General features: G+C 34.7%; 26 protein-coding genes. 17 read left to right on the top strand and 9 right to left on the bottom strand.

Going from position 1 to position 26,720, the window contains the following annotated elements; genetic code table 11:
• Positions 1–57 precede the first annotated feature (57 nt).
• From OZP09_RS06855 to OZP09_RS06865, 3 genes are all read left to right on the top strand, one after another.
• Complete coding sequence (locus OZP09_RS06855) at positions 58–435, top strand: hypothetical protein (protein ID WP_269237148.1); 378 nt, start codon at positions 58–60, stop codon at positions 433–435.
• A gap of 93 nt (positions 436–528) precedes the next feature.
• The gene (locus OZP09_RS06860) at positions 529–2,688 is read left to right on the top strand and encodes a TonB-dependent receptor (RefSeq protein ID WP_281310511.1); all 2,160 of its coding nucleotides are present in this window, start codon (positions 529–531) and stop codon (positions 2,686–2,688) included.
• Between the two features lie 94 nt (positions 2,689–2,782).
• The gene (locus OZP09_RS06865) at positions 2,783–4,381 is read left to right on the top strand and encodes a PepSY-associated TM helix domain-containing protein (protein ID WP_281310512.1); all 1,599 of its coding nucleotides are present in this window, start codon (positions 2,783–2,785) and stop codon (positions 4,379–4,381) included.
• A 108-nt stretch (positions 4,382–4,489) separates the two neighbouring features.
• Here OZP09_RS06865 and OZP09_RS06870 read toward each other — a convergent pair whose 3' ends face one another.
• Positions 4,490–5,152 (bottom strand): TrmH family RNA methyltransferase, encoded by a 663-nt coding sequence (locus tag OZP09_RS06870; protein WP_269237152.1) that lies wholly within the window; start codon positions 5,150–5,152, stop codon positions 4,490–4,492.
• Positions 5,145–5,780 carry a hypothetical protein gene (locus tag OZP09_RS06875; RefSeq protein ID WP_269237153.1) on the bottom strand — a complete coding sequence of 212 codons (636 nt, stop codon included), beginning with the start codon at positions 5,778–5,780 and terminating at the stop codon, positions 5,145–5,147. The genes OZP09_RS06870 and OZP09_RS06875 overlap by 8 nt, the downstream gene beginning before the upstream one ends.
• A gap of 181 nt (positions 5,781–5,961) precedes the next feature.
• Between OZP09_RS06875 and OZP09_RS06880 the strand changes: the two genes are divergently transcribed.
• The 5 genes from OZP09_RS06880 to OZP09_RS06900 all read left to right on the top strand — a co-directional run bounded on the left by OZP09_RS06880 (position 5,962) and on the right by OZP09_RS06900 (position 12,570).
• Positions 5,962–7,272, top strand: coding sequence for a BNR repeat-containing protein (locus tag OZP09_RS06880; RefSeq protein ID WP_269237154.1), 1,311 nt, complete (start codon positions 5,962–5,964; stop codon positions 7,270–7,272).
• Between the two features lie 14 nt (positions 7,273–7,286).
• A complete protein-coding gene (locus tag OZP09_RS06885; RefSeq protein ID WP_269237155.1) occupies positions 7,287–7,988 on the top strand; it encodes an SIR2 family NAD-dependent protein deacylase in 702 nt (233 codons plus the stop codon).
• A complete protein-coding gene (locus tag OZP09_RS06890; RefSeq protein WP_269237156.1) occupies positions 7,985–8,677 on the top strand; it encodes a sterol desaturase family protein in 693 nt (230 codons plus the stop codon). The genes OZP09_RS06885 and OZP09_RS06890 overlap by 4 nt, the downstream gene beginning before the upstream one ends.
• 68 nt (positions 8,678–8,745) lie before the next feature.
• On the top strand, positions 8,746–10,092 hold the full coding sequence (purB, locus tag OZP09_RS06895; protein ID WP_269237157.1) for an adenylosuccinate lyase: 1,347 nt from the start codon (positions 8,746–8,748) through the stop codon (positions 10,090–10,092).
• A 231-nt stretch (positions 10,093–10,323) separates the two neighbouring features.
• On the top strand, positions 10,324–12,570 hold the full coding sequence (locus OZP09_RS06900) for a cation:proton antiporter domain-containing protein (protein WP_281310513.1): 2,247 nt from the start codon (positions 10,324–10,326) through the stop codon (positions 12,568–12,570).
• Between the two features lie 120 nt (positions 12,571–12,690).
• On the opposite strand, the gene OZP09_RS06905 is transcribed toward OZP09_RS06900, so the two are convergent.
• Positions 12,691–13,329 carry a peroxiredoxin gene (locus OZP09_RS06905; RefSeq protein WP_223681771.1) on the bottom strand — a complete coding sequence of 213 codons (639 nt, stop codon included), beginning with the start codon at positions 13,327–13,329 and terminating at the stop codon, positions 12,691–12,693.
• 109 nt (positions 13,330–13,438) lie between these two features.
• The gene (locus OZP09_RS06910; RefSeq protein WP_281310514.1) at positions 13,439–14,350 is read right to left on the bottom strand and encodes an AEC family transporter; all 912 of its coding nucleotides are present in this window, start codon (positions 14,348–14,350) and stop codon (positions 13,439–13,441) included.
• A gap of 105 nt (positions 14,351–14,455) precedes the next feature.
• Between OZP09_RS06910 and OZP09_RS06915 the strand changes: the two genes are divergently transcribed.
• The 5 genes from OZP09_RS06915 (at position 14,456) to meaB (ending at position 18,031) form a co-directional block, all read left to right on the top strand.
• Positions 14,456–15,022: a Crp/Fnr family transcriptional regulator gene (locus tag OZP09_RS06915; RefSeq protein WP_269237158.1), complete on the top strand. Its 567-nt coding sequence runs from the start codon at positions 14,456–14,458 to the stop codon at positions 15,020–15,022.
• Positions 15,023–15,082: 60 nt separating this feature from the next.
• Entirely contained in the window at positions 15,083–15,571 is a 489-nt protein-coding gene (locus OZP09_RS06920; RefSeq protein ID WP_269237159.1) for a DoxX family protein, read from the top strand.
• Between the two features lie 125 nt (positions 15,572–15,696).
• Complete coding sequence (locus OZP09_RS06925) at positions 15,697–16,104, top strand: RrF2 family transcriptional regulator (RefSeq protein ID WP_281310515.1); 408 nt, start codon at positions 15,697–15,699, stop codon at positions 16,102–16,104.
• Positions 16,105–16,161: 57 nt separating this feature from the next.
• Positions 16,162–16,803 (top strand): NAD(P)-dependent oxidoreductase, encoded by a 642-nt coding sequence (locus OZP09_RS06930; RefSeq protein ID WP_269237161.1) that lies wholly within the window; start codon positions 16,162–16,164, stop codon positions 16,801–16,803.
• Positions 16,804–16,942: 139 nt separating this feature from the next.
• Positions 16,943–18,031: a methylmalonyl Co-A mutase-associated GTPase MeaB gene (meaB, locus tag OZP09_RS06935; protein ID WP_269237162.1), complete on the top strand. Its 1,089-nt coding sequence runs from the start codon at positions 16,943–16,945 to the stop codon at positions 18,029–18,031.
• A gap of 16 nt (positions 18,032–18,047) precedes the next feature.
• Here the strand turns inward: meaB and OZP09_RS06940 are convergent, their stop codons facing one another.
• From OZP09_RS06940 to OZP09_RS06955, 4 genes are all read right to left on the bottom strand, one after another.
• Positions 18,048–18,278 (bottom strand): hypothetical protein, encoded by a 231-nt coding sequence (locus tag OZP09_RS06940; RefSeq protein WP_269237163.1) that lies wholly within the window; start codon positions 18,276–18,278, stop codon positions 18,048–18,050.
• A 131-nt stretch (positions 18,279–18,409) separates the two neighbouring features.
• Positions 18,410–20,350 (bottom strand): LTA synthase family protein, encoded by a 1,941-nt coding sequence (locus OZP09_RS06945; RefSeq protein ID WP_269237164.1) that lies wholly within the window; start codon positions 20,348–20,350, stop codon positions 18,410–18,412.
• Between the two features lie 65 nt (positions 20,351–20,415).
• On the bottom strand, positions 20,416–20,643 hold the full coding sequence (locus OZP09_RS06950) for a DUF8828 family protein (protein WP_026984926.1): 228 nt from the start codon (positions 20,641–20,643) through the stop codon (positions 20,416–20,418).
• Between the two features lie 43 nt (positions 20,644–20,686).
• Positions 20,687–22,057: an MATE family efflux transporter gene (locus OZP09_RS06955; protein ID WP_281310516.1), complete on the bottom strand. Its 1,371-nt coding sequence runs from the start codon at positions 22,055–22,057 to the stop codon at positions 20,687–20,689.
• A gap of 316 nt (positions 22,058–22,373) precedes the next feature.
• Here OZP09_RS06955 and OZP09_RS06960 point away from each other — a divergent pair, with 316 nt between their 5' ends.
• Positions 22,374–22,889, top strand: coding sequence for a hypothetical protein (locus OZP09_RS06960; protein WP_269237165.1), 516 nt, complete (start codon positions 22,374–22,376; stop codon positions 22,887–22,889).
• Between the two features lie 104 nt (positions 22,890–22,993).
• Here the strand turns inward: OZP09_RS06960 and OZP09_RS06965 are convergent, their stop codons facing one another.
• Positions 22,994–23,872 (bottom strand): PPK2 family polyphosphate kinase, encoded by an 879-nt coding sequence (locus OZP09_RS06965; protein ID WP_281310517.1) that lies wholly within the window; start codon positions 23,870–23,872, stop codon positions 22,994–22,996.
• A 251-nt stretch (positions 23,873–24,123) separates the two neighbouring features.
• Here OZP09_RS06965 and OZP09_RS06970 point away from each other — a divergent pair, with 251 nt between their 5' ends.
• From OZP09_RS06970 to OZP09_RS06980, 3 genes are all read left to right on the top strand, one after another.
• Entirely contained in the window at positions 24,124–24,960 is an 837-nt protein-coding gene (locus tag OZP09_RS06970; RefSeq protein ID WP_269237166.1) for a DUF6929 family protein, read from the top strand.
• A 280-nt stretch (positions 24,961–25,240) separates the two neighbouring features.
• Positions 25,241–25,741, top strand: a complete 501-nt coding sequence (locus tag OZP09_RS06975) for an RNA polymerase sigma factor (protein WP_269237167.1) — start codon at positions 25,241–25,243, stop codon at positions 25,739–25,741.
• 2 nt (positions 25,742–25,743) lie between these two features.
• Positions 25,744–26,688, top strand: coding sequence for a hypothetical protein (locus OZP09_RS06980; protein WP_281310518.1), 945 nt, complete (start codon positions 25,744–25,746; stop codon positions 26,686–26,688).
• Positions 26,689–26,720: the final 32 nt, after the last annotated feature.

The raw sequence follows: 26,720 nt of genomic DNA on the forward strand, positions 1-26,720 counted from the left end.
TTGTTCTTTCTAAAACGAATAAAATGTATTTTTGCAAACGAAACAAAGAAACAACTTTTGAAAAAGTTATTGATCATATTTCTTTCCTGCATGCTATTAGTTCCTTCTTTTGGCAGTTTCTTTGTTTACACCTCATTCAAATTAAATCAGGAAGAAATTGCAAAAACGATCTGCGTACAGCGAAAAATGGTATTTAATAGCTGTAACGGTCGTTGCGAACTTCAAAAAAGTCTGAAGAAATATGCCGACAATGAAAAAAAGATGCAAAACAACCTCAAAGAAAAAGTTGAAGTTGTTTACATTCAAAATTCACCAACAGCTAATTTCAAATTAATTACACCTATCGAATCAGCAGCAGAACTTTTTGCTTCTTTTGATTCAAAACCAGTTTCGGTTTCCAATAGCACTTTTCATCCTCCATCCTTTTTTATATAAATTTTAGTACCCTTTTCAATTCAAAACTGAAAAGATTTTTCTTGTCGTCATGTCAGGAAAACACATGTTGCTTTTAAAATTTATATAATTAAAATGAAAAAAATATACTTTACCCTATTCATCATAGGGCAATGTGTCCTTGCACAAAATAAAACAGAACAGGACACAACAAAATCACAGGAACTTGAAAACGTTTTTATAACCGCAAATCGCACAGCAACTTTACGAAAAGAAACACCTGTCGCCATCAGCAAGTTAACTGCTAAAACTATTAACGAAGCCAAGGCAACTGCTGTCTATGAAATTATAAATAAAACACCAGGAGTTCTCATGGTGAATTTAGGAAACGAACAGCATATGATGTCTATTCGTCAGCCTATGACAACAAATGCCTACTATTTATATCTGGAAGACGGTCTGCCTATTCGCCCAATGGGAATTTTCAATCACAATGCTTTATTAGAGATTAATCAGTTTAACCTTCAAAGTATTGAAGTGGTAAAAGGTCCGGTTTCTTCTTTATATGGACCCGAAGCCGTTGGCGGTACTATTAATCTAATTTCGATAAAACCATCTCTTGATCCTGAATTTAAATTTGGAATACAGGCCGATAATTATGGTTATAGAAGATTTCAGGCTGCCGGTGGTGCTACTATTGGAAAGGTTGGCTTTCATGTTGCAGGAATTTCCAGTTTGCAGGAAAATGGCTGGATGACCTATTCTGATTATAACAAAGACAATCTGAATGTTCGAATCGATTATAACATCTCACCTTCTACGCGACTAATCAGTAATACCATGTATGGAAAATATTATTCGGACATGAGCGGAAGTGTAAATGAAGAAGCTTTTAATAACAGAACCTATAAAAGTACGACTGACTTTACATATAGAAAATCGGATGCCTTAAGAACCCGTTTAACATTAGAACATGACTGGAACAGCAACTCCAGCAGTTACATCACCGCTTATTTGCGTGATAACAAATTAGGTCAAAATCCATCCTACGGAATCAAATGGAGTCCAACTGTTAATCCGACAACTGCAAAAGGTGAAGTCAATTCAAACAACTTCAAAAGTTATGGAGCAATCGGACAGCATACTCAAAAGTTTGAATTTCTGAATACCAAACTGGTTGCAGGAGCCCTTTATGATTATTCTCCGGTAACGTATTGGTCTTATGTTATCGATTTAAAAGCCAATCTAAATCCTGGAGAGGCAGGAAAACAAACGGTAGATTCGTATGAAATTATTGCAGAACATCCGGATTCAAAACTGGCAGATTATTCGGCTGATATTTTTAATACAGCAGGCTATGCGCAATTGAGTTTTAATCCGATTGAAAAATTAGTCATCACATTGGGAGGCCGTTACGACAATATGAAAGTTGATTATGATAACACTCTCGATCTTTCTTCAGGAAGTAAAATATATGACAAGGTTACATTTAAAGTAGGAGCTAACTACAACCCAACAGATTTTATAGGTTTCTATGGCAATTATTCTCAGGGCTTTGCTCCTCCGGGAATTACATCCATTTTCAGAACAAAACCCGGAACTGGCGGTACAACAGCTGTTCCTGCCGAATTTTATTACAACTTAAAACCGGCAGATTTCGATAATTATGAAATTGGCGGATGGCTTTCCTTTTTTCAAAATAAATTAAACTTTGACTATGCTTTCTATTATATGGAAGGCAAAAACGAACTGTTAAGCATCAAACTGCCTGATAACTCAACTGATTATCGTTCCGCCGGAGAAACCCGTCATAAAGGAATTGAATTTGGAGCCTCTTATCGTCCTTCAAAACAATTCAATTTTCGACTTGGCGGAACTTACGCACAGCATACTTATATCGATTTTAAACTTTCAGACAAACCATCAGATCCGGTTCAGAATTTAAACGGAAAAGAAATGCCTGCTGCTCCAAGATGGTCCGGAAATTCAGAGGTAAGTTATTACCCAAGCTGGCTTCCCAACTTAAGAACTTCTGTCGAGTGGCAGTTGGTTGGCAGCTATTATCAGGATCAGATCAATACTGTAAAATATGATGGTTACAATTTATTCAACGCCAGAATTGGCTATCAATGGAAAAAAATTGAAATCTACGGAAATGTCATGAACCTAACCGATAAATTATACGCTTATAATGTTTCGAGAACAAATATCGCAAACGCGCAGCCTACCTATACAGCAGCTGCACCAAGAACTTTTGTTTTTGGAATACAATATAATTTATCATTAAAAAAATAATTTTTAGAAGCTAATCCCGCTCTCCGCTATATCTTTTGTGGCGAACCCCGCCACAAAAGGATATCGCTTCTATCGGGGCTAAAAAGATCTAACAATGAGCAAAGCAATAAAAGAGAAAAAGTCCAAAAAAAAAGATTCTAAATTCATTAAAAAAATCAAACAGCACATGTACAAATGGCATAGTGTTATTGGTTTAATCACCATTATTCCGGTTATCTTCTGGACATTATCAGGTTTGATGCACCCATTTATGGCTCATTTTTTCAAACCCGAAATTGCCCATGATAAACTGGAACAGCAAATTATTGATCAAAATCAATTGCAATTTTCGATTCAGGAAGTTTTACAGAAAAACGAACTAACACAATTCAAAAATTTTAGAATTGTTGCCTTCAACAATAAAACGTATTATCAGCTTAAAACAATAATTGGCGAGTTATGGTATTTTGATGCCTTAACAGCTGAGAAACTAGAAAACGGAGATCAAAAATATGCTGAATGGCTTTCACGATATTTTTTAGACGATCAAAAAAGCACCATAAAAAAGAGTGAGGTTGTAACCGAATTTAATTCGCAATACAAATATGTAAACCGTTATTTACCTGTCTATAAATTGAGTTTTGATCGCCCTGATGCGATGGAAGTTTATGTAGAAACCTCATCAGGCAAACTGGCTACTTTTAATCCGGTTTCCAGACAATGGTTTATCTGGTTTTTCGACACTTTTCATAACTGGTCCTTTATAGATGCCATTTCGAACAACAGTATTCGGATTATTACCATGATTTTCCTACTGTCAATTATTGGATTTTCTGCCCTGAGTGGAATTTTAATTTACGGCTTACTTTGGAAACAATTCAAAAAAACAGATAGTTTACAACCCAAAAAAGGACTTCGAAAATACCATCGCCAAATCGGGATCTGGGTTTCGCTTTTTACATTGACTTTTGCTTTTAGCGGTGCGTACCATGCCACTACAAAATGGGCTCCCTACACTTTATCACAAATGATTTACGAACCTACTTTTGAAACCAAAGAAATTCCCAGAGCAAATAATATGCTCAATTTAGACTGGATTCGTTTTCAAAACATGAGCATTATTACACTCAATGATACGGCTTATTATCGTTGTCAGTTGGCTGAAAAAGAAACAAAAAGATTCAAAAAACCAAAATCAGATTCTAAATGGAACAAAAAAGAGGATACAAAATCTGAAGTCATTTACATCAATGCAACTACAAATAAAATTGCGCCAAACCTGGATTTAGAATATGCCGAATTTTTAGCTTATTATTTTACCGATGGTGCACCAAAAGCTTCGTGCTGCGAAATGATTGATACGTCAGAAGATGACTCTCAGCCTTCATTTGAAAATATAAAATTATTGGAATCAAAAGTTTTGAATGATTTTGAAAGCAGGGAATATGGCTTTGTCAATAAAAGGCTTCCAGTCGTAAAATTAGCGTATGACACACCTGAAAGAACAACTTACTTTATCGAAACTTCAACATCAAGATTAGCTGCGGTTATCAATAACTCAGACCGGATTGAAGGGTATTCTTTTGCCATCCTGCACAAATTTTTATTTATGGACTGGGCTGGAAAAAACATCCGTGACCTGACGATGGTTTTGGCTGCATTGACGATTTTGATTGTGAGTATTCTTGGGTTTATTTTGTTTTTGAAGAAATAGTATCGTTTTATTCCTGCAAGGTCTTTTCTTGACCTTGTAGGTATTTAAAACCACAATAAACAGACGTAAAAGGTTTTAAAAACCTCGCAAAAAACTTAATAAGTAAATTTATCGGGGATTCTCCTCATAATAACGCGCTTCGATACGCTTAATATCTTTTATGGAATTTTTCGCCCAATCTAAACGCTTTACCAAAATCTCTTCATCAGACAACTGCCATTTTATATCCGATCTTCGAAGCCTGTTGGCTAGGTTTTGAATTATAATAGCCGCAGAAACCGAAATATTGAGGCTTTCGGTAAAACCAACCATTGGAATTTTCAGGAAACCATCTGCATTATCCATAATTTCTTTAGACAATCCTTCTTTTTCTGTACCAAAAAATAATGCGCTTGGTTTTGATATGTCAAAATCTTCCAGCATGCAGTCTTGTTCATGAGGTGTTGTCGCAATAATTTGATAACCTTTGCTTTTTAAATCTGAAAGACACCCAGCAACTGAATCAAATCGGTTAATGTCTACCCATTTCTGGGCTCCAAGGGCGATTTCTTTATCAATTCTTTTCCCAAAACGCTGTTCGATAACATTCAGTTCCTGAATTCCGAAAACTTCACAGCTACGCATTACCGCACTTGTATTGTGCATTTGGTACACATCTTCTACGGCAACTGTAAAATGTTTGGTACGATTTTGAAGAACATGTAGAAATCTTTCTTTACGGTTGTCTGTTAGTATGTTTTCTAAGAAAGCCAGGTAATCTAAATCAATCATTATCTATATTTTTATTGCTAAGTATATTTTTAATTACGTTATTTAAAACAAAGGTATTCCAATCTTCCTTGTATGAATAGCCTCTATTTATATCCCTTGGGTTTTCTTTCGAATAAATTGAGAAATAAGTTCTGAATGATCTATATCTTAGATCTTGCCAGGCAATTTGTTTCTTTTCCTGTTTAATGAGTTTTGAAACACAAAAAATGACTCCTTCAGAATTAATAGTAACATCTCCAATAGAAAAAGCTTTACCTTCATCAAATTCTTTCATAAAATCATTTACTTGGTTATTAAAATATAAATCCCATAGTGAATCCATAATACTTACATAAAGTGCAAGGCGTTCTCTTTTCTTTACTCCAAAATAAGAATTAAAATGAATTTTTAAAACTTCATCATTATGATTTCTAATGTAAAACTGGTATTCTCTTCCAAAAACAAAATAGAATTTAAACCAATTAACTCCAAAGCGAAAGTCTTTTATTTCTGAGTTTTTAAAAAATATAAAACCTTCATTTTTTAAATCTTTATCTTCAAATCGAATAAACTCAGGATGGAGATGCAAATCTCTTTTATAATTATCGAAAAAACTTCTTTGGATTTTTACCTTAAATTCCGTTTTCAATTTATTTGATTTTAATGGGGTGCTAAAATAACCATTTCATTTTAAAAATTTCTCATTTGATTATTTGTAATTATAAATGAAATCTGAAGTACTACTCTTAAAACTGGTATGATTTAATTCGTACTATTCTTAAAATCGGTTACTTTTACTAATTACTAACCGCATCATAAAAATAACCTGAATGAACAAGTCTTTTTACAAGAGTATTCTATGTGCTTTATCTCTCACCCTTTTTGCCTGTGCTACAAAATCTCCCAAAGAAATTCCTGTTGGTTTAGGCTGGAGCAATAATTCTGTTAATACCGTTAAATTCAGAAAAAATGCTGTAACTACTTTTAAAGATCTTCAGTTCACAGCTTATTATGATGCAGATGGCTCTGTAGTTTTAGGCAAAAGAAAACTTAATTCTGCTAACTGGGAAATCGTAAAAACACCTTACACTGGTAATGTAAAAGATGCTCATAACAGCATTAGTATTGCTGTAGATGGAAAAGGCTTTTTACATATAAGCTGGGATCATCATGATACCAGACTTCGATATGCAAAGAGCAAGTCGCCTTTAAGTTTAGATTTAGGTAATGAAGAATCAATGACCGGAATTGCCGAACAAAAAGTGACGTATCCTGAATTTTATAATCTGCCCAACGGAAATTTATTATTCTTTTACCGTTCCGGTGCTTCGGGAAGAGGCAATATGATTATTAACTCCTATGATTTAAAAAACAAAAACTGGTCACAAATTCAAAGCAATTTATTAAATGGTGAAGACAAAAGAAGTGCTTACTGGCAAGCCAAAGTAGATAAAAAAGGCACCATACATCTCTCATGGGTTTGGAGAGAAAGCTGGGATGTTTCGACGAATCACGATATTTGTTATGCTCGTTCTTTTGATGGAGGTTTGACTTGGGAAAAATCAAATGGAGAAAAATATAATTTACCAATAACTGTAGCATCTGCAGAAACTGCTTGGAAAATTCCGGAAAAATCGAGTTTGATCAACCAAACTTCGATGACAGCTGATGAAAACGGAAACCCTTATATCGCTAATTATTGGAGTGAAAATGATATTCCGCAGTTTCAGATTGTTTATTTAGAAAATGGTAGCTGGAAAAAATCAAATACAGGTTTCCGAACAACTCCTTTCTCTCTGGGAGGTGGGGGCACCAAAAAAATCCCGATTTCCAGACCTGATTTGTTACTTAAGGAAGAAGGAAAAAACCGCTATTTGTACCTTCTTTTTAGAGACAGCGAAAGAGAAAACAAAGTCTCAATGGCTTACACAAATTTAAATAAAGACAGCAATTGGAAAGTAACCGATTTAACCTCAACCGCAATAGGTGAATGGGAACCTAATTATGATATTTCACTTTGGGAAAAGCAAAAAAAACTTCATATCTTTCTTCAAAATGTAAATCAGGTTGACGGCGAAGGTCTGGCAAAGTCAGAACCGACAATCATACGGATATTAGAAGTGAATCAGTTACCCAAATAATTGCAATACAAAAAATGAAAAAGAAATTAGTAGTACTGACAGGAGCAGGAATAAGCGCCGAAAGCGGTATCAAAACATTTCGTGACAGTGACGGATTATGGGAAGGTCATGACGTAATGGAAGTAGCCACTCCCGAAGGCTGGTATAAAAATCAGGAACTGGTTTTGGATTTTTACAACAAAAGACGCCAACAGCTTAAAGAAGTGGAACCTAATTTAGGACACAAAATCCTAGCCGAATTAGAAAAAGATTTTGATGTTTATATCATCACTCAAAATGTTGATGATTTACATGAAAGAGCTGGCAGTTCTAAAGTTCTACACCTTCATGGAGAATTGCTAAAAGTCAGAAGTACCAAAAATCGCGATTTGATTTTAGACTGGACTGAGGATTTAATCACGGGAGATTTAGATGAAAATGGACACCAGCTGCGTCCGCATATTGTTTGGTTTGGCGAAGATGTTCCGGCACTTGAAGAAGCGATTGCCATAACGGAAACCGCTGATTATTTTGCCGTAATCGGAACTTCCCTTCAAGTTTATCCTGCTGCGGGTCTGATAAGTTACACCTATAGTATTACACCAGTTTTTTATATTGATCCGAAGCCAATTTCAATTCCGAATATTAGAAACAAAATTGAAACCATTGCAAAATTCGCTTCAGAAGGTGTAGCTGACCTGAGAGATAAACTATTGAATTTAGAAAAAACAAAATGATTTTTGAAAGCTGGCTGCAGCAATTAGCGGAATTCAATCTGGTTTCCTTGGCTGTTTTTTTCCTGATTGAAAACTTAGTTTTGATCTATATCTCAGTTTTGATCGGACGAATAATTGAACCAGAGAATACTGTTTTAAAAAAGTCTGATCGTAAATGGGTATTCTCAACTCTAATTTGCAATACATTCATAACAGTATCAGGCTTTGAATTGTATCGATTGGGAATCCTCGAAATAGATTTTTCAGCATCAATTGTTACTTTATTATTGGACACCTTATTGCTGATTGTTTTAATGGACTTTTTTATGTTCTGCTTTCACTTTCTGGCTCATCGCTTAAAATGGTTCAACCCTATTCACAGGCTTCATCACACACATGTTGATACCAGTGTTTACAGCCTTTATGTACTTCACCCTATTGAAACTTTAGGCTTTGGTATGATTTGGCTATTTTTAATTACGCTCCTGAAATTTAAATTTTTAAGCATCATAATTTACCTCATTTTAAACTTATCGTACGGAATATTTGGCCATTTAAAGACTGACATTTTTCCTGATTTTTGGTATAAAAACCGCTTAACAAAATGGATCTCAACTACAAAATTCCATAACGACCATCATAAAAATGAATCGCGTAATTATGGTTTCTATTTTACGATTTGGGATAAAATTTTCAAAACGATAATTTAAGCCTCAATATAGCTTTCAGAAGTTTTAACAATACCTTATATTTGCACCTTTCGAAAAACAACATAACGATGACTACTCTAAACGAATTGAATGCTATATCCCCAATTGACGGAAGATATAGAAATAAAACCCAAAATTTAGCACCTTTCTTCTCTGAAGAAGCTTTAATAAAATATCGTGTATTAGTTGAAGTTGAATACTTTATTGCTTTATGCGAAATTCCATTGCCGCAATTACAGGGCATAAATTCAGATTTATTTGAAAGCCTTCGTAATATTTACAAGAATTTCTCTACTGAAGACGCGCTTTGGATTAAAGAAACTGAGAAAGTAACGAACCATGACGTAAAGGCGGTGGAATACTTTATCAAAGATGCTTTTGAAAAATTAGGTTTATCGCAATACAAAGAGTTCATCCACTTCGGATTAACCTCTCAGGACATTAACAATACGGCCATTCCACTTTCTACAAAAGAAGCATTTGAGCAGGTTTATATGCCAACATTAATTTCTGTAATTGCAAAATTAAAAGAATTAAGCGTTGAATGGAAGGACATTCCGATGTTAGCACGTACGCACGGACAACCGGCCTCTCCTACCCGTTTGGGAAAAGAAATTTTGGTTTTTGTAGAACGTCTTGAAGAGCAGATGCGTTTGTTGTTCAATATTCCGTTTGCAGCTAAATTTGGAGGAGCAACAGGAAATTTTAATGCACATCATGTAGCCTATCCACAAATAGACTGGAAGCAATTCGGAACCAAATTTGTTGAGACCGGTTTAGGTTTGCAACATTCATTTCCGACCACTCAAATCGAGCATTACGATCATTTTGCAGCATTTTTTGATGGTTTAAAAAGAATCAACAACATCATTATCGATTTAGACCGTGATATCTGGACGTATGTTTCAATGGACTATTTCAAGCAAAAAATCAAAGCCGGCGAAATCGGATCATCAGCAATGCCGCATAAAGTAAACCCGATTGATTTTGAAAATTCAGAAGGAAACTTAGGAATTGCAAATGCTATTTTTGAACATTTGGCTGCTAAATTACCGATCTCAAGATTACAGCGTGATTTGACCGACAGTACCGTTTTAAGAAATATCGGAGTTCCTGTTGGACATACTATTATTGCTTTTGAAGCTACTTTGAAAGGTTTGAATAAATTACTTTTAAACGAAAGTAAATTTGCCGAAGATTTAGAAAAGAACTGGGCAGTTGTTGCAGAAGCAATCCAGACTATCCTGCGTCGTGAAGCCTATCCAAATCCTTATGAAGCGTTGAAGGGCTTAACCAGAACCAATGAAGCAATCGATAAAAATGCCATTCATAATTTTATTGCAACTTTAGAAGTTTCTGATTCGGTAAGAGCAGAATTAATGGCTATTACCCCTAGTAATTACACAGGAATTTAATTAAAACCTAAAATGTTTTCTCAAAAAAAGCTATCTTTATCCGGATAGCTTTTTTTATTGAATTTATTAGAATTAGCCCGGATAGAATGAAAAGCCTTTTGTAAAAAAAACTATATTTTTTTGCAGGAACAGAGCGACCAGCGGAAGCTCCTGGAACTGCTTTAAAAATATGTTGTTTGCACAAAAGCTTGAAATGGAAAGCCGGAATAGCTCCTGAACAAAGAAACATTTATGATTGCCTTAACTGCCGCTGCTGAAACTACACACCACTTACAACCTTTAATAAGTGATCTGGGACTAATCCTGATGACTGCCGGAATTGCTGTACTTATTTTTAAAAAAATGAAACAGCCTCTGGTTTTGGGCTACCTGATTGCAGGTTTTTTAGCCGGAAACCATTTTGATTTTTTTCCTTCAATAACCGACATGAAGAGTGTCGAAGTCTGGGCCGAAATTGGGGTGATTTTTTTATTGTTTAGTTTGGGGCTCGAATTTAGTTTTAAGAAATTAATGAAAGTGGGCGGTACTTCTTCTATTACGGCCATAACGCAGATATTGTTTATGACACTCATTGGTTATTGTGTCGGACAATGGATGGGCTGGTCAAAAATGGACAGTATTTTTCTTGGGGCTACGCTTTCGATTTCATCTACAACAATTATCATCAGGGCATTTGATGAATTAGGTGTTAAAGGAAAAAAGTTCGTTGGAATTGTTTTCGGTGCTCTTATTGTTGAAGATATCGTTGCAATTCTGATGTTAGTTTTGCTATCGACCATTGCTGTAAGTAATGAAGTTTCAGGTGGCGCTTTGCTACAATCTGTTTTAAAATTGGTATTCTTTTTAATTATATGGTTTTTGGGCGGAATCTTCATTATTCCTACCATTCTCAAAAAGGCTAAACATCTCTTAACTGATGAAATGCTGCTTATCATTTCACTGGCCATGTGTTTAATGATGGTGATTTTTGCTGCAAATGTTGGTTTTTCTCCTGCATTAGGTGCTTTTATAATGGGTTCTATTATTGCCGAAACTACTCAGGCAGAAAAAATTGAACATCTGATTCAGCCTGTTAAAGACTTATTCGGAGCGGTTTTCTTTGTGTCTGTAGGAATGTTAATTAATCCTGCAACATTAATTGACTTTGCAATTCCGGTTTTGATTATTACACTAGTGACTATTTTTGGAAAATCATTGAGTTCTTCATTTGGGGCTTTATTATCCGGTCAGCCTTTGAAACAATCGGTTCAAACCGGAATGAGTCTGGCACAGATTGGGGAGTTTTCTTTTATCATTGCGACACTTGGAATGACACTAAAAGTTACAAGCGATTTCCTGTATCCCATAATTGTAGCCGTTTCTGCCATTACAACCTTTACCACGCCTTTTTTAATTAAATATTCAGAATCGTTCGCTCATGCTTTAGAACAAAAAATGCCGAAAAAATGGGTCAAAAACATCAATCGTTACAGTGTAAATGCACAGGCAATTAAATCGGTCAGTACCTGGCAAATTGTACTGCGCTCTTCGATAACACAAATTATTCTTCATACAATAATCATTACGGCAATTATTTTATTGTCATCTAAATTTGTGGCACCTTCCGTAGCTGATACCAGATTTGGAAATACATTAGCAGCTTTATTGACTTTAGTTATAATTGCTCCATTTTTATGGGCACTTTCGCTGCGCCGTGTGAAAGTGGACGAAGTTGAAAGATTATGGGAAGAACGTAAATATCGCGGGGCTCTCCTGATGCTAATCTTAATCAGAATGAGTATTGGATTATTTTTTGTTGGATTTTTATTAAATATATTCTTTTCGCCAACAGTTGCTTTTGTTGCCTTGATTATTGCCATTGCTGCTTACCAGATATTCCCTAAAAAATTAAACGAGCAATATCATAAAATCGAAAATCACTTTTTAAAGAACCTGAATGACCGTGAAAATAAAAAAATAGACAGAAGATATGCCAATTTAATGCCATGGGACGGACACATGTCTATTTTTGAAATTGGAAAAGAATCAAACCTGGCCGGAAAAACATTAGAAGAACTGCATATCCGTGAACAGATGGGAATCAATATTGCTTACATAAGACGCGGTGAAATCACAATTGCAATTCCGACTAAAACCGAGCGTTTATTTCCGGGTGATGAAATTTGTGTCATTGGTACCGATGCTCAAATTACTGAATTTAATAAATATCTGACCCAGAATGAAATTGAACCTCCTAAAAATGTAGAAGAATCTGAAGTTGTGCTGCGCCAGCTGGAAGTTTCTAATGAGGACTTTACAGAAAAAAGCATTGGCCAGTTTAGAGGTAAAACCGGTGGAATGGTGGTTGGAATCGAGAGAAACGGAAATCGTATTCTAAATCCTGAATCCAGTTTAATTTTACAGCTAAACGATATTATATGGGTAGTTGGAGATAAGAAAAAAATGGCTGAGTTGTTGAAAAAGCCTCTTAGAAGCTGATATCATAAGTTTCTAAGATTTTCTCCCTAAAATGTTCCATGAATAGTTAAGGTGCTAATTTTCCAGGATCATAAAAAATCTCAGAAACTTAGCACCTTATTATTGAAGCTTAAGAAAAGCTTATTTATTAGGCTGTGGCGTCAAACGCAAATACGGTTTGATTGGTGTATAGCCTTTTGGAAATTTTGCCGGAATATCACTATCTGGAATTGCTGGTGCGATTACCACATCCTGCCCGTCTTTCCAGTTTGCCGGCGTAGCTACGCTATAATTTGCTGTTAACTGTAAGCTGTCTATAACACGAAGCAATTCGTCAAAATTTCTTCCTGTCGATGCCGGATACGTTAAAGTCAGTTTGATTTTTTTATCTGGCCCAATTACAAAAACAGAACGCACTGTAAATTTATCGCTTGCATTTGGGTGCAGCATATCATACAAATTTGCTACTTTTTTATCTTCGTCTGCAATGATGGGAAAATTGACCTCTGTATTTTGCGTTTCATTGATGTCTTTAATCCATTCTTTATGGGAATCCAAACCATCAACACTCAAAGCAATAACTTTAGTATTTCTTTTTGTAAATTCAGGAACATAATTGGCTACAGTTCCTAATTCAGTGGTACAAACCGGCGTAAAATCTGCAGGGTGCGAAAACAAAACACCCCATGAATCACCTAACCATTCATGAAAATTAATTGTTCCTTGTGTTGTTTCGGCCTGGAAATCGGGTGCTATATCGCCTAATCGTAATGTTGACATAATTATATTTTTTTAGTTCCCTTAAAATTAACTAAAAAATACATTCGGAAAACATTCAAAATTTAAAAATTAGTTAAAATTCTATCTTTCCTATATAATTAAATAGCAATCATAAGAAAAGCAATATAAAGTACCAAATAGCAAGGGTTAAGAACGAAATCGGAATCCCAAAACCCACCATCATACTGCTTAATTTTGGCTTCAGGCCATAAGTCGAAGCTAAGATTGCGCCTGTAATCATGGGTGCCATAGCGGTTTCCATAATTGTAATTTTGATAGGCTCTGAATGCTGATTGAAAATAAAAACATATAATACCAAAATGACAAACGGAACCAGAATAAGCTTAAAAAAAAGTCCAAGCCGTAAAAATTTCCAATGCTGGCTTTTTCGGTCAAAATTGAGTTGTAATCCGACAGATAATAAAGCAAGCGGTGTCACAAAACTTCCCACTTTTAATAATATGGATTGAATATTCGAATCTAAATCGTAGTCATAAACATTCATCAGGCAAGCAAAAACAAACATTATGAAAGGAGGAAATAAGACTATTTTGCTGATAATACTCCAAGTATCCGGGTTTCCTTTAGAATAAAATGCTGCTACAAAAACACCTAATGTTGAAACAACCACAAATGTTCCGGGCTGATCTACCAGAACAGCAGTTTCTAAACCTTTTTTGCCAAATAAAGCTTCAATTATAGGATAACCTAAAAATGACGAATTGCTTAATCCCGCAGTTAGGATCAGACAGCCAATTAGTTTATTAGACCATTTTAATTTCTTTCCTAAAAAATGAAAAAATACAAATGCCAGAATAAAAGTAATCCAACCCGCTCCTATGGGAAACAATAATTCGTTGCTCCATTTAATTTTCGGAATATGATATAAAGTGATGGCAGGAAGACATAAATAGATCACGATTTTGTTTAAAACCTTATAAATATTAGACGGAAATCCTTTTACTCTTTGCAAAAGCAATCCTAAAAATAAAAAGATAAATATTAAAATAAAGTTGTTCATATCAATGCCTGATTACAAAAATAGGGATTTATTAGCTGTTCAGGTAAACAAATTATAGCACTCCATTAAGTTTTTTGTTACTTTTAATGTATAACCCTAAAAGTAATGCAGCAAATAAGAGACTATTTCGAACGAATGACAAAACTCTCTGATGAAGACTGGAATACCTTTTCCTCAAAGCTCATGCGTCAGGAATTTTCAAAGAAAACCGCTATACTTCAAACTGGTCATGTTGAAAATTATCTTTCTTTTATAGAAAAAGGAATTGTTAGATTTTATGTACCCTCAGAAAACAAAGACCTCACATTTACTTTTGGATTTGATGGCGAATTTGTAAGTGGTTATGATTCTTTCATCACCAGATTACCCTCAAACTATACTATTGAAGCTCTTGCAGACACAGTCCTTTGGCGCATCTCTTACAATGATCTCCAGGACATTTATGCCGTGACCAAAATTGGTAATACAATTGGCAGATTAGCAAGCGAGGGATTATTTCTAAAAAAATCAAAGAGGGAACTGTCGCTGCTCAACGAGTCAGCAGAACAACGATATCGCAATTTATTCACAGAGCAGCCTCAGTTAATTCAAAAAATACCTCAAAAATACCTTGCCTCTTATATTGGTATTACGCCACAAGCTTTAAGCCGAATACGAAAACGCATTTATTAACCCAAGTTCATTGTTTTAGGTTTCATTAGTATGCAACTTTGTATAATAAATCAAAAACATATGGAAACCTTAATTGTGCTCTTTGGAGCTTTTACACTTACATTACTTATTATTTGGCTAACAAGCAAACGTCTTGAACTTGGATTTTCAGGCAGAGTTGCTATGGCACTTATGCTAGTATTTACCGCTATAGGTCATTTTGTTTTTACCAAAGGAATGACAATGATGATTCCTTTTTTACCCTGGCCAGATGTGATAGTGATTTTTACAGGCGTTATAGAGTTAATCGCAGCAATTGGAATACTGCTTCCCACGACCAAAGTCTTAACCGGAAAACTGCTTATTTTGTTTTACATTTTACTATTTCCTGCTAATGTTTATGCCGCAATTCACAACATTAACTTACGAACTGCCGACTATACTGGTGAAGGCGTATCCTATTTATGGGTTAGAATACCTATGCAGCTTCTTTTTATTTCCTGGGTATATTTTTCGACTATAAAGCAATCAAATATCAAAATAGTCAACCAGAAGAATGGACATCATTGATTTTAATGAGATGCATTTTCTTTTACTTTCACTTTTATAGTTTTTACTGTTCTAAATTAATTTTTAGTTAAAATTAGTTTTTGTCCTAAAAAATGACTTAAATTTGTAATATAATTTATTACAGTATGATTTCAGGCAAATTTGCTATATCAGTTCACATCTTAACTTTGCTCACTAAATTCCCGAATGATTATTTGTCATCGGAGTTTATTGCAGGAAGTATGAACCTGAACCCGGTTTTGGTCAGAAAAGAAATAGCAAACCTAAAAGCGCATCATATTGTAGAAAGCAAGGAAGGAAAAAACGGAGGGACAAAATTATCAAAAACGGCTTCGAATATCAGTTTAAAAGACATATTTGAAATAACTTTTGAGAACATCGGTTTAGGTTATGCCAAAAACCAGCCCAATCCGGATTGTCCTGTTGGAAAAAAAATCAATCAAAACCTTGATGTTTTGTACGCTGAAATGAATCAAAAAGTCTGTGAACAACTGGAAGGCATTTCATTGGAAGATTTTTCGGCTCAATTTTAAAACATTTTTTTAAATAAAACTGTAACTTTTTTTATTACTAAATAAATTTATATATCTATGAAAATTGCAATTATTGGAGCTACTGGCTTCGTTGGAACAGCTGTCTTAAATGAATTAGCAGACAGAAAGCATGAAATTACTGCTATCGCAAGAACACCAAAAGACACTACAAATGCAACCTGGATCGCTGCAGATGTTTATGATGCAAATGCATTGTCTGAAATTTTAAAAGGACATGACGCCGTTATTAATGCATTTAATCCGGGTTGGGCAAATCCGAATATTTATGAAGATTCAATTAAAGGTTCAAAAGCAATTCAGGATGCGGTTAAAAAATCTGGCGTAAAACGATTTATTACAATTGGAGGTGCTGGAAGTTTATATGTTGCTCCAGGGGTACAGCTTATTGATACTCCTGATTTTCCTAAAGAAATTTATGATGGTGCCAATGCTGCCAGACATTATTTAGAAACGATTAAAGAAGAAAAAGAATTAAACTGGGCCTTTTTTAGCCCTGCAATTGAAATGCATGCAGGAACTAAAACAGGAAGAACAGGAAAATACCGTTTAGGTCTGGAAAATCCTGTTTTTAATGAGGAACAAAGAAGTATTCTATCTGTAGAAGATTTAGCGGTTGTAATTGCTGATGAAATCGAAACTCCAAAACACCATCAGGTTCGATTTACTGCAGCATATTAATCAAACACAGATTCCAAAAATTAGCACGAATTAAAGTGGGGTAATAATTCGTGTTTTAACAAAAAACAGTTTCTAATGCAATTTTCTGCTTTTGAAACTGTTTTTGTTTTCAGTACTTTTACAATACAAAAAAAATATTTTGTCAAGTTCAAATAAGCAGGCCGGCAGTTTAAACGAAAAAGCTGGAATTTCATCTCACGAAATTACCAATACATCGGCTATCATTCAAATCAAGAACAAACGCAGGCAACAGCCATCTGCAGAAGAACTGATTTCTGGAATACTTTCCGGAAACCGCACCATTTTAAGTCGTGCCATTACTTTAATAGAAAGTACAAATCCTGAGCATACTGAAAAAGCAAATGAAGTTATTAAAGGATGTTTACCTAAAGCGAATAAATCGATTAGAATAGGAATTACAGGCGTTCCCGGTGTCGGAAAAAGCACTTTCATTGAAGCTTTTGGAACTTTCCTGACTGAATTAGGAAAAAAAGTTGCTGTATTAGCCGTTGATCCAAGCAGTACTATTTCTCACGGCAGTATTTTAGGCGATAAAACCCGAATGGAAAATTTAGTAAAAAACGAAAATGCTTTTATCCGTCCGAGTGCTTCCGGAGAAAATTTAGGTGGTGTTGCCCGCAAAACAAGAGAAACCATTATTTTATGTGAAGCAGCAGGTTTTGATACCATAATTATTGAAACTGTGGGAGTTGGTCAAAGTGAGACTGCCGTTCACAGCATGGTCGATTTTTTCTTATTATTGAAAATTTCAGGTGCTGGTGATGAACTTCAGGGCATTAAACGAGGTATAATGGAAATGGCAGATGCCATCGTTATCAATAAAGCAGACGGCGATAACATCAACAAAGCCAATCAGGCAAAGGCTGAATTTAATCGTGCGCTGCATTTATTTCCTCCAAAAAAGTCAAACTGGCTGCCTAAAGCAACCACTTGCAGTGCCATTACAAAAGACGGAATTTCGGATGTATGGAACAGTATTCTGGATTATTTTGAAATGACCAAAGAAACCGGATTCTTTCAGCAAAAAAGAAACGAACAAAACCAATTCTGGATGATAGAAACCATTAACGAACAGTTGAAACAAAATTTCTACAATCAGCCTGAAATTATTTCATTATTGGAACAAAATAAAAAAGCGGTGCAAAATAATGAAATATCACCTTTTGCAGCCGCTCAGTTGTTATTGGAAAAGTATTTTAAGCCATAATCTTCAGTCATATATTTTAACGAACATTGCTTATTGAGTTTTTAGCGGTATCATGTTTCGTTTTCAAACGTCTTTTATCTAATGCAACAACAGTTGGAGACTGCGTTTCTAATGTAGCTTTCAACTCTGAAGCCGAAGTAGTTGTAACTGTTTTTTCTTTTACATTTTTACTATCTTGAGCTTTTGCACTTGTTAAGCAGCATAATGCAAATGCTGTTGTGAAGATTGTTGTTTTAAAATTTTTCATGTTGATTGAATTTTAATATTTATAATAGATAAACAAACAGTGTTTTTTGTTACCCATTTTTAAAATAAAAAAAAGCTGCTAAAGAAGATATTTCCACTTTAACAGCTTTTCATCATCAAAATGAGTTATAATTATTTTTTCACATCTCTCAGCTTGTATTTATTCTCCTTATATAAATTACCCGCAGTGATAACATGTGCCAAGGCATCTTTTGCTAATTCTTCGTTTAATTTAACCGGAACTAAAGTTGTATCATTTTTAATTTCGAATTGCAGAGGTTTTAAATTTGGCTGCATAATCACCACCTGATTTTCAACCCTAAACGCGTTGATATCATTAAACTGCATAATCGATCTTCCCTGCACTTTTGGATCTAATTTATTCAAATTACGACCAACCATCGGCGTTTCAAACGGAATTCCTAAATAGCCTAATAATGTTGGCGGAATATCGATCTGACTTGCCAGTCTGTCATAAACAGCTCCTTTTTGAACTCCAGGCCCCATAATTAGGGCCGGAATATGAAATTTATTAATCGGGACTAAATTTTTCCCGTAAGTCCTGGTATTATGATCAGCAATTACAATGAAAATGGTATTTTTAAAATACGGTTCTTTCTTAGCTATTTCGAAGAATTTCCCAATAGAAAAATCAGCATATTTCATTGCATTATTAACTGTTGCAGGCTTTTTGTCATACGGTTTGATTCTTCCTGCCGGATATTCAAATGGCTCATGATTGGATGTCGAAAACATTAATGAAAAGAAAGGTTTATCTCCTCTTGATTTAAAATAATTATTGGCCTTGGTCACTAAATCTTCATCAGAATAACCCCAGGTTCCTTTGAAAACATATTTATTTCCATCTGACTCAAAATCTGTCTGATCTACAATATCCTCAAAACCATTTCCGTTAAAAAATGAGGCCATATTATCAAAATTCGCCATTCCGCCATAGATAAAGCTAGTATCGTAACCTTTATGTTTTAAGGCATCCGCCAAAGTAAAAAAACCTTGTTGGGAATTCCCTAATTTTACTACACTTTCTGATGGTGAAGGCAAAAATCCGGTCACAACCGCTTCTATTCCGCGAACGCTTCTTGTTCCTGTGCAATATAAATTCGTGAACAGCAAACCCTCTTTCGATAATTTATCAAATTCAGGCGTTAATGGTTTTCCGCCCAGGATTCCAACATATTCCGCACCTAAACTTTCCTGAAGAAATATTACCAGATTGTATGGTTTCTTCAAAACAGAATCAGGCTGCTGTACATGTAGAAAAGGGATCTCTGCATCAGTAAAATCATTTGGTCCAGCAATCATATATTTCTTTACACGGGCAATCGCTTCTGCTTCATCCATTTTACCGTACATCTTGGTATTTCCTTCGTTCTTAATCGAATAAGCAGCAAAAGCAACGGTGTAAAAAGAATTTAAGCCCAACGTATTAGTAAGCTGATCAGTTGAAAAAACTGCGTTACTGGCATTAATAGGACGTTTTGAAGTCAGACTTGAACGAGCTCCGAAAAACAATAAAAATGCCACCAAAGGAAAAACCATTAATTTGAACTTATAATCTGTAGCGATTGTATGGAAAAATTGTTTTCCTCTTTTGAATGCCAGATAAATAACGGCTCCTAAAATCAGAAAAGTAACAACAATAGAAGTCAGATAACTTTTTAAAAGCATCCCCACAACTTCTTTTGGATAAATCAGATAATCAAGAAAAATCTTATTTGGACGTGTATCATATTGTTTTACGAAATCCGGTGAAGCCAATTCTACAAAAAGAATCAGAAACAGGAATATAAAACTATAAATTACCAAAAATGAATTGGTAAACTTCAGCCATTTGTTAGGCAAAAAGGTAATCAAAACCGCAGGCAGAAAAGACAAATAACAAAGCAAAATTAAATCCATTCGCAGACCGATTGGAAAAATATACCAGAAATTGGGTGTTTCTACTACCCTGTCTTTAAAAATAAAAAATAAAAATATCCTGCTTAAGGTAGTGATTAGCAAACCGGTTAAAATAAAATTTAAAACCGGTTTTAAAAAACGTAGTTTTTTCATTTAAAAATTTTGAATGATATATTAGGTAGAGACGCACTGCAGTGCGTCTCTACTGCGGTGCATTTCTACTCTTCGTAACGATTTATTTCACGGTCGTAAAAATCATTTGCTTTTTCAATTAAGCCTTCCATTTCTGCATTTAATTCGGCTTCATCAAGATCTTCTGCTTCTTCCAGAAATTCTACCTCATCGTCTTTAAGATTGATGATAAATCTTGGATAATCAAGGTGTATGATAAAAATATCGTCGGGAAAATCAGTATTATCTCCAAGTAAAAATTTTGGTAATTCCATAATAATTTATTTTTTTAAAGCTCCAAATGTAGTTATTTGAAACTTAATTTTTGATTAATTTTTTGGTTAAGTAATTAAAGCGAATGTAGAGAAAAAATGCAGCTGAAGTTAGTCCTGCCAAAAGTCCGACCCATACGCCTGCTGCTTTCATAGGAGTATATTCTGCTAAATAATATGAAACAGGAAAACCAATGATCCAATACGCCACAAATGTAATGTACATAGGAATTTTTACATCCTGCAATCCGCGTAATGCGCCCAACACGACTACCTGAATCCCATCGGAAATCTGAAAAACGGCTGCAATTAATAATAGTTTAGAAGCAATTGCAATAACTTCAGTATTATCAGTAAGCTGTATCGTGTTTTCCATATTCAGAAAAATATGTGGCAGGAATTGATGGAAAGCCACAAACAAAACGGCAAAAACACTTTCGATAATAATTGCCAGTAAAAAAATTGAGCGTGCCACAATTACTAATTTTTTATAATCCTGCAATCCTCTTTGATTACTCACGCGAATCATGGAAGTAACACTTAAACCCATTGCAAACATGAAAGTCATAGAAGCCAGACTCAGCGCGATTTGATTAGCCGCCTGGCTGGTCCTTCCAATATTTCCGCACAGCCAGATCGAAGCGGTAAACAATACTACTTCAAAAAGCATCTGCATTGCCGAAGGAAAACCAATACTAATTATTTTTTTTATTGTTTCTTTCTTAATTTCCTCAAAACTGAAATCTTTAAAGAAATGTTTAAGATCATTTCTTCTGGACAGCATAATGTGCATGAACATCACCAAAAATATTCTTGAAATTACAGTTCCTATAGCTGCTCCGATAATTCCCATCTTCGGAAAAATCCAGATTCCGTAAATCAAAACATAATTCATACCTACGTGGAGTACATTTGCCATAACCATAGCATACATCGAATATTTGGTCAGGGATAGTCCGTCTGCAAACTGTTTGTAACCCTGATACATGATTAGCGGAATGAGTGAGAAAGCAACCCAGTCCAGATAAGGTTTGGCAAGCGTAATTACTTCCTGAGGCTGATGCAGCATTTCCATTATTGGTTTTGCCAAAACAATTAGCCCAAAAAGCATTAATCCTAAAATGGTACACAAAAACAGGCCGTGATGGAATGCAGAACGAATTTTGTTGTCATTTTTCTCGGCATCCCCTTCGGCCACGATTGGTGTTATAGCTGTCGAAAATCCAATACCTAAAGACATTGCAATAAAAATCATACTGTTCCCTAAGGAAACTGCTGCAAGCTCAGTGCTTCCTAATTTGCCTACCATTATATTATCGACCATACCAATTAAGTTATGCCCTACCATTCCTAAAATGACTGGATACGCAAGCCTTAAATTGTATGAGAACTCTTTTGTGTATTGCTTTAAATTCACTTTACATTATTTTTAGCCTGCAAAGATAAACAGATGCTTTTGATTCTCTTCAAATATTCAGTTTTAATCAATTTCACTTCATAAGCAAAAAAAATAACTACACAATTTTAACATTTTAATCAAGAATCATGAATACACTTTATAAAATATTTTTCATGTAAAAACTTGCAATTCCAGTAAAATAAAGGGGTGACACAATTCAAAGCCTTATCAAAATTTTAACATATCCACATTATATAACGATTTTTGAAAATTATATAACTACTCAGCAGTACCTCAAAAGTAATTTTACATCAGTAATTAAAAAAATACAAGCATGAAAAATTTACAAAACATTCGAATTTTATTTGTTGCAGCCATTGCAATGTTATCTGTAACAACAGCATCTGCACAATCAACAGAAATTGAAAACTACGATCAAAAATTCAAATTAGGATTTGGTGTCAGCGGTGGAATTCCAACAGATGGTGATGACTACGACTGGGCTCTTGGAGGTGATGTGAGACTTCAATACGATTTATCTAAAAGAACTTCATTAACATTAACAACTGGTTTTACAAATTTATTTGTTGGTAATGATGCTCCGGATTTAGGATTTATTCCTGCAAAAGCTGGTTTCAAAGCTTTCTTCTGGGAAGATCAGTTCTACGCTATGGGAGAAATAGGTGCCGGTTTTGCTGTAACAAACGGATATAATGAGACTTCTCTTTTGTGGGCTCCAAGTATTGGATACGCTGGAAAACATATTGATATTAGTTTAAGATATGAAGATTACAACAAATTTAAAACCAATCAAATTGGGCTTCGTGTAGCTTATGGTTTTGAATTGTAAAAACTAAATTCAAGTTATTTTTATTTTTTTTGGTAAAACCCGACAGACTTTCTCAATCTGTCGGGTTTAGTTTTTTTACTCATAATGAAATGTAGCAATATGGATTATTTTTCTCCTAATTGTTTTTTATACATTTCAATATTAGCTTTAACTTTATCATCAAGCTCCGGTTCTTTAATATCGGTATATTTTTGCATTTCTTCCCAGATAATTTTGGCTACAATATAGCGGGCCATATCCTTGTCATCTGCAGGAATTATGTACCATGGCGCGTAATCAGTCGACGTTTTATTAATTGCCTCTTGATAATATTTTTGGTATTCCTTCCAGTGTTCCCTTTCTTTTAAATCTCCCGGCGAAAATTTCCAATGATGTTTTTCCTCTTCCAAACGACGCAATAAACGCTCTCTCTGCTCCTCTTTGCTTAAATGCAAAAAAAACTTCATAACAATAGTTCCGTTTTCCGTAATGTGTTTTTCAAAATTATTGATTTGATTAATTCTTTTTTTCCAGAATTTAGGCGTAATGTCGTCTACCGAATTAATTCCCGGCAAGTTCTCTGCCAGAACATATTCAGGATGCACACGCGTTACTAAAACGTTCTCATAATGTGTACGGTTAAAAATGGCAAACTTCCCTTTTTCCGGCAAAGCAATATAATGCCTCCACAGATAATCATGTTCTAATTCACTCGAATTAGGGGTTTTAAAACTATGCACGACCACTCCACGCGGATTAAATTCCTTGAATACTTCCCGAATCAGACTGTCTTTTCCTGACGTATCCATTCCCTGCAGGCAGATCAAAACACCATATCTGTTGTGCGAATACATCACATCCTGCAAATCACTGAGTTTTGCCTGTACCTCATCCAGTTTCTCTTCTTTTTCATCATCACTCGCTTCAATGCCAAGCAAGGTTGGAATCCTGGATAATTTTATTTTATCTGTAACTTTAAAATCTTTTGGATCTATTGCTTTCATTTTTAATTTTTTTATATCATAAATATACTATTTTTACGAAGCATATTCCTGCTATTCATTACAATACTTATCAATAAACTGCTTTTTTCCAAAGCCATAACAAAGCTTCCGCTGGTTGCTTCCTTCTGTCAGGAAAAAATGCATTTTCTTTTCAAAGTATTTTCATTGCAAACGAAGTTCACTGAACTCCGATTAAAATAGAATTAAGTGAAGTAATAAGGGCTAGGCATTGGTTTTCAAAACATCATTTCATGGAAAAATTCACATTAGAAATATTATTTCAAATCATTGGAATCGGGTCAGCATCAGGATTATTTTTCAATAATGATTCACTTTATGTTATTGGCGACAACAGCGGATTTTTATACGAATACAACATGCAGAATCAGCAATTAAGTCAGCATGCCCTAATTGACAATTCAACGCAAAATATTCCGAAAAATATAAAACCGGATTTCGAATCGTTAACACATCACAATGATACACTCTACATTTTTGGCTCCGGGTCAACCGAAAACCGCAACAAAATGATTGAATTCGATCTGAAATCGAAAACCATTTTACAAAAAAATAATCTCGTTGATTTATACGCGCTCATGCAAAATTTCGGCGATATAAAACCGGAGGATTTCAATCTCGAAGGCGCTATTTTTGATGGCGAAAACTGGTACTTATTCAATCGTGGGAACGGAATTTCAAATAAAAACACGATTTTTACGATTCACGCCAAAAATCTTGGGGAAGAATTTGCGCTGATTTCTGTCAATTACAAACTGCCAAAAATAAAAGGTGTCCGTTCCAGTTTTACCGATGCTATTCTGGTCGAAGACAAAATCTATTTCCTTTCAACCGCCGAGGATACTAAATCAACCTACGAAGACGGCGAAGTCCTGGGAAGTTTCATTGGACGAATAGACCTTAAAACCATGAAAATCGATTTTACTCAAAAAATTACTTCAAAACATAAATTTGAAGGTTTGACACTTTACAAAAAAGAAAAGAATAAAATCGAGTTTTTGCTTTGCGAGGATAATGATACGGAGCTTTTAGAAACTAAGATTTATAAGTTGAGATTACCAGTTAAGTAAAATATAAAATTCTCCTTTGCGAGCCTTTCCGAATTCCTCTGTGAATCTTTGCGATAAAATTATAACACAGAGATTCACAGAGAAACGCAGTGAATTTTTAAGACAAATAAAGAAATATACCCGCATCTTAGACGCACTGCTGTGCGTCTCTACAAATAATCATTTCAAAAAAAATTAAACTTTTTTAATCTTCGTCCCAACCTTTTTTCCTTTTTCGCTCTCTTTATAATTAAAGACCAAAATTGTGATAAACGAAACGCTAATTTCTAACTGCAAAAAAATGAACCGTGATGCCCAGCGTCAGGTTTATGAGCATATGGCTCCAAAATTGTATCGCGTCTGCAAGCGATACCTCAGGAAAGAAGAAGAAATCGAGGAAGCACTTGCTGATGCTTTCTACACTGTGTTTACAAAACTGGAACAGCTCAAAGAAGAAAAAGCTTTTGAGGCCTGGGCCAGAAAAATCACCGTTAATCACTGTTTGGCCACTATTAAAAAGAACACCAATTTCAACATGTATCTTGATGATGTAAAAGTCATATCGCAGCCTTTTACAGATGAGATCAATACATTAGAAGAAGAAGATTTACTCAATTTGTTAAACCATATTCCGGAAGGCTGTAAAACGGTTTTTAACCTTTTTGTTATTGAAGGTTTTGGACACAAGGAAATAGCAGCAATGCTCAATATTTCTGAAGGTACTTCAAAATCACAGCTCAATGCAGCAAAAACCAAACTAAAGGAATTAGTAAATAAATTGTATTATCAAAAAGCAAAATAGTCATGGACAATCACGATAAAATATTCGATAAATTCAAAGAGGCCGCACACAACTCGGAACAGAAAGATTTTCCGGGAATGGAAAAAATCTGGTCTCGTGTAGAAGATAAACTGGACAAAAAAGAAGACAAAAAAACCATTGCTTTATGGAAGAAAATTGCAGTAGCAGCTTCCTTTCTACTAGTACTTTCACTTGGATTTCAATTTTTTAAGGCAGATAAAAGCTCTGTAATTCAAACACCAAAAGCAGTTGTAAATAAAACTGAAAAAGAGACCATTCACAACCAAATAAAAGACAATATTGTTGTTGAAAATGATCCTAAAATAATTTCAGGAGAACAAGCCAAACATATTTTAGACATTCAAATTAAAAAAAAGGAAGATTTAGTGAACAATGAACCAAAAGGTTCTTTAAACGAAGTTGTTCTAACTTCACCCAATGCAGTTTCTATGCCATCTCCCATAGTTGCAGAAACAGAAGACTCAAAAGAAGAAGATTTTACAGAAACTGACAAAGCGGATCAAAGTTTGGGTTATTCAAAAACAATACAAAGAGAATCTGCAAAAACTGCCTTCGCCGACAAACAAGAGGAGAAAGCTAAAAAAGCAGCACCATTGATTGTACTTAACGGCAATGCTATGGCACACAGTGATGATTCAAAAAGAGATAAAATGATGCAGGACGAACTTCCTAATTTAAGTCCGGAAAACATGGAATCCCTGGTTGTTCTCGATGAACCTTTGTATATCATTGACGGAATTTATTATTCGGAAAATGATTTATTCGGAAAAAATCCCACAAGCCCTTACGCTCCTTTAAACAAACAGGAAATCAAAACCATTACCATTCTTCAGGATCTGGAAGCTACTTCAAAATATGGTGAAAAAGGAAGAAAAGGAGTTGTTATCATCACAACTAAAACTGGAAAACCTGCTCTGAATAAATAGCTAAAAAACATTTTAAAAATTTAAAATTTACC

The sequence above is a fragment of the Flavobacterium flavigenum genome, assembly GCF_027111255.2.
Classification (GTDB): domain Bacteria; phylum Bacteroidota; class Bacteroidia; order Flavobacteriales; family Flavobacteriaceae; genus Flavobacterium; species Flavobacterium flavigenum.

Bases quoted from the DNA above. Each gene is read 5' to 3' on its own strand.
- OZP09_RS06905 (WP_223681771.1), bottom strand. From the start codon at position 13,329: ATGTCAACATTACGATTAGGCGATATAGCACCCGATTTCCAGGCCGAA.
- OZP09_RS06975 (WP_269237167.1), top strand. From the start codon at position 25,241: ATGAACCGTGATGCCCAGCGTCAGGTTTATGAGCATATGGCTCCAAAA.
- OZP09_RS06945 (WP_269237164.1), bottom strand. From the start codon at position 20,350: ATGAAAAAACTACGTTTTTTAAAACCGGTTTTAAATTTTATTTTAACC.
- OZP09_RS06870 (WP_269237152.1), bottom strand. From the start codon at position 5,152: ATGATTGATTTAGATTACCTGGCTTTCTTAGAAAACATACTAACAGAC.
- OZP09_RS06860 (WP_281310511.1), top strand. From the start codon at position 529: ATGAAAAAAATATACTTTACCCTATTCATCATAGGGCAATGTGTCCTT.
- OZP09_RS06940 (WP_269237163.1), bottom strand. From the start codon at position 18,278: ATGAAAAATTTTAAAACAACAATCTTCACAACAGCATTTGCATTATGC.
- OZP09_RS06925 (WP_281310515.1), top strand. From the start codon at position 15,697: ATGATTTCAGGCAAATTTGCTATATCAGTTCACATCTTAACTTTGCTC.
- OZP09_RS06865 (WP_281310512.1), top strand. From the start codon at position 2,783: ATGAGCAAAGCAATAAAAGAGAAAAAGTCCAAAAAAAAAGATTCTAAA.
- OZP09_RS06950 (WP_026984926.1), bottom strand. From the start codon at position 20,643: ATGGAATTACCAAAATTTTTACTTGGAGATAATACTGATTTTCCCGAC.
- OZP09_RS06920 (WP_269237159.1), top strand. From the start codon at position 15,083: ATGGAAACCTTAATTGTGCTCTTTGGAGCTTTTACACTTACATTACTT.
- OZP09_RS06885 (WP_269237155.1), top strand. From the start codon at position 7,287: ATGAAAAAGAAATTAGTAGTACTGACAGGAGCAGGAATAAGCGCCGAA.
- OZP09_RS06930 (WP_269237161.1), top strand. From the start codon at position 16,162: ATGAAAATTGCAATTATTGGAGCTACTGGCTTCGTTGGAACAGCTGTC.
- purB (WP_269237157.1), top strand. From the start codon at position 8,746: ATGACTACTCTAAACGAATTGAATGCTATATCCCCAATTGACGGAAGA.
- OZP09_RS06965 (WP_281310517.1), bottom strand. From the start codon at position 23,872: ATGAAAGCAATAGATCCAAAAGATTTTAAAGTTACAGATAAAATAAAA.
- OZP09_RS06900 (WP_281310513.1), top strand. From the start codon at position 10,324: ATGATTGCCTTAACTGCCGCTGCTGAAACTACACACCACTTACAACCT.
- OZP09_RS06970 (WP_269237166.1), top strand. From the start codon at position 24,124: ATGGAAAAATTCACATTAGAAATATTATTTCAAATCATTGGAATCGGG.
- OZP09_RS06915 (WP_269237158.1), top strand. From the start codon at position 14,456: ATGCAGCAAATAAGAGACTATTTCGAACGAATGACAAAACTCTCTGAT.
- OZP09_RS06890 (WP_269237156.1), top strand. From the start codon at position 7,985: ATGATTTTTGAAAGCTGGCTGCAGCAATTAGCGGAATTCAATCTGGTT.
- OZP09_RS06880 (WP_269237154.1), top strand. From the start codon at position 5,962: ATGAACAAGTCTTTTTACAAGAGTATTCTATGTGCTTTATCTCTCACC.
- OZP09_RS06910 (WP_281310514.1), bottom strand. From the start codon at position 14,350: ATGAACAACTTTATTTTAATATTTATCTTTTTATTTTTAGGATTGCTT.
- OZP09_RS06960 (WP_269237165.1), top strand. From the start codon at position 22,374: ATGAAAAATTTACAAAACATTCGAATTTTATTTGTTGCAGCCATTGCA.
- OZP09_RS06980 (WP_281310518.1), top strand. From the start codon at position 25,744: ATGGACAATCACGATAAAATATTCGATAAATTCAAAGAGGCCGCACAC.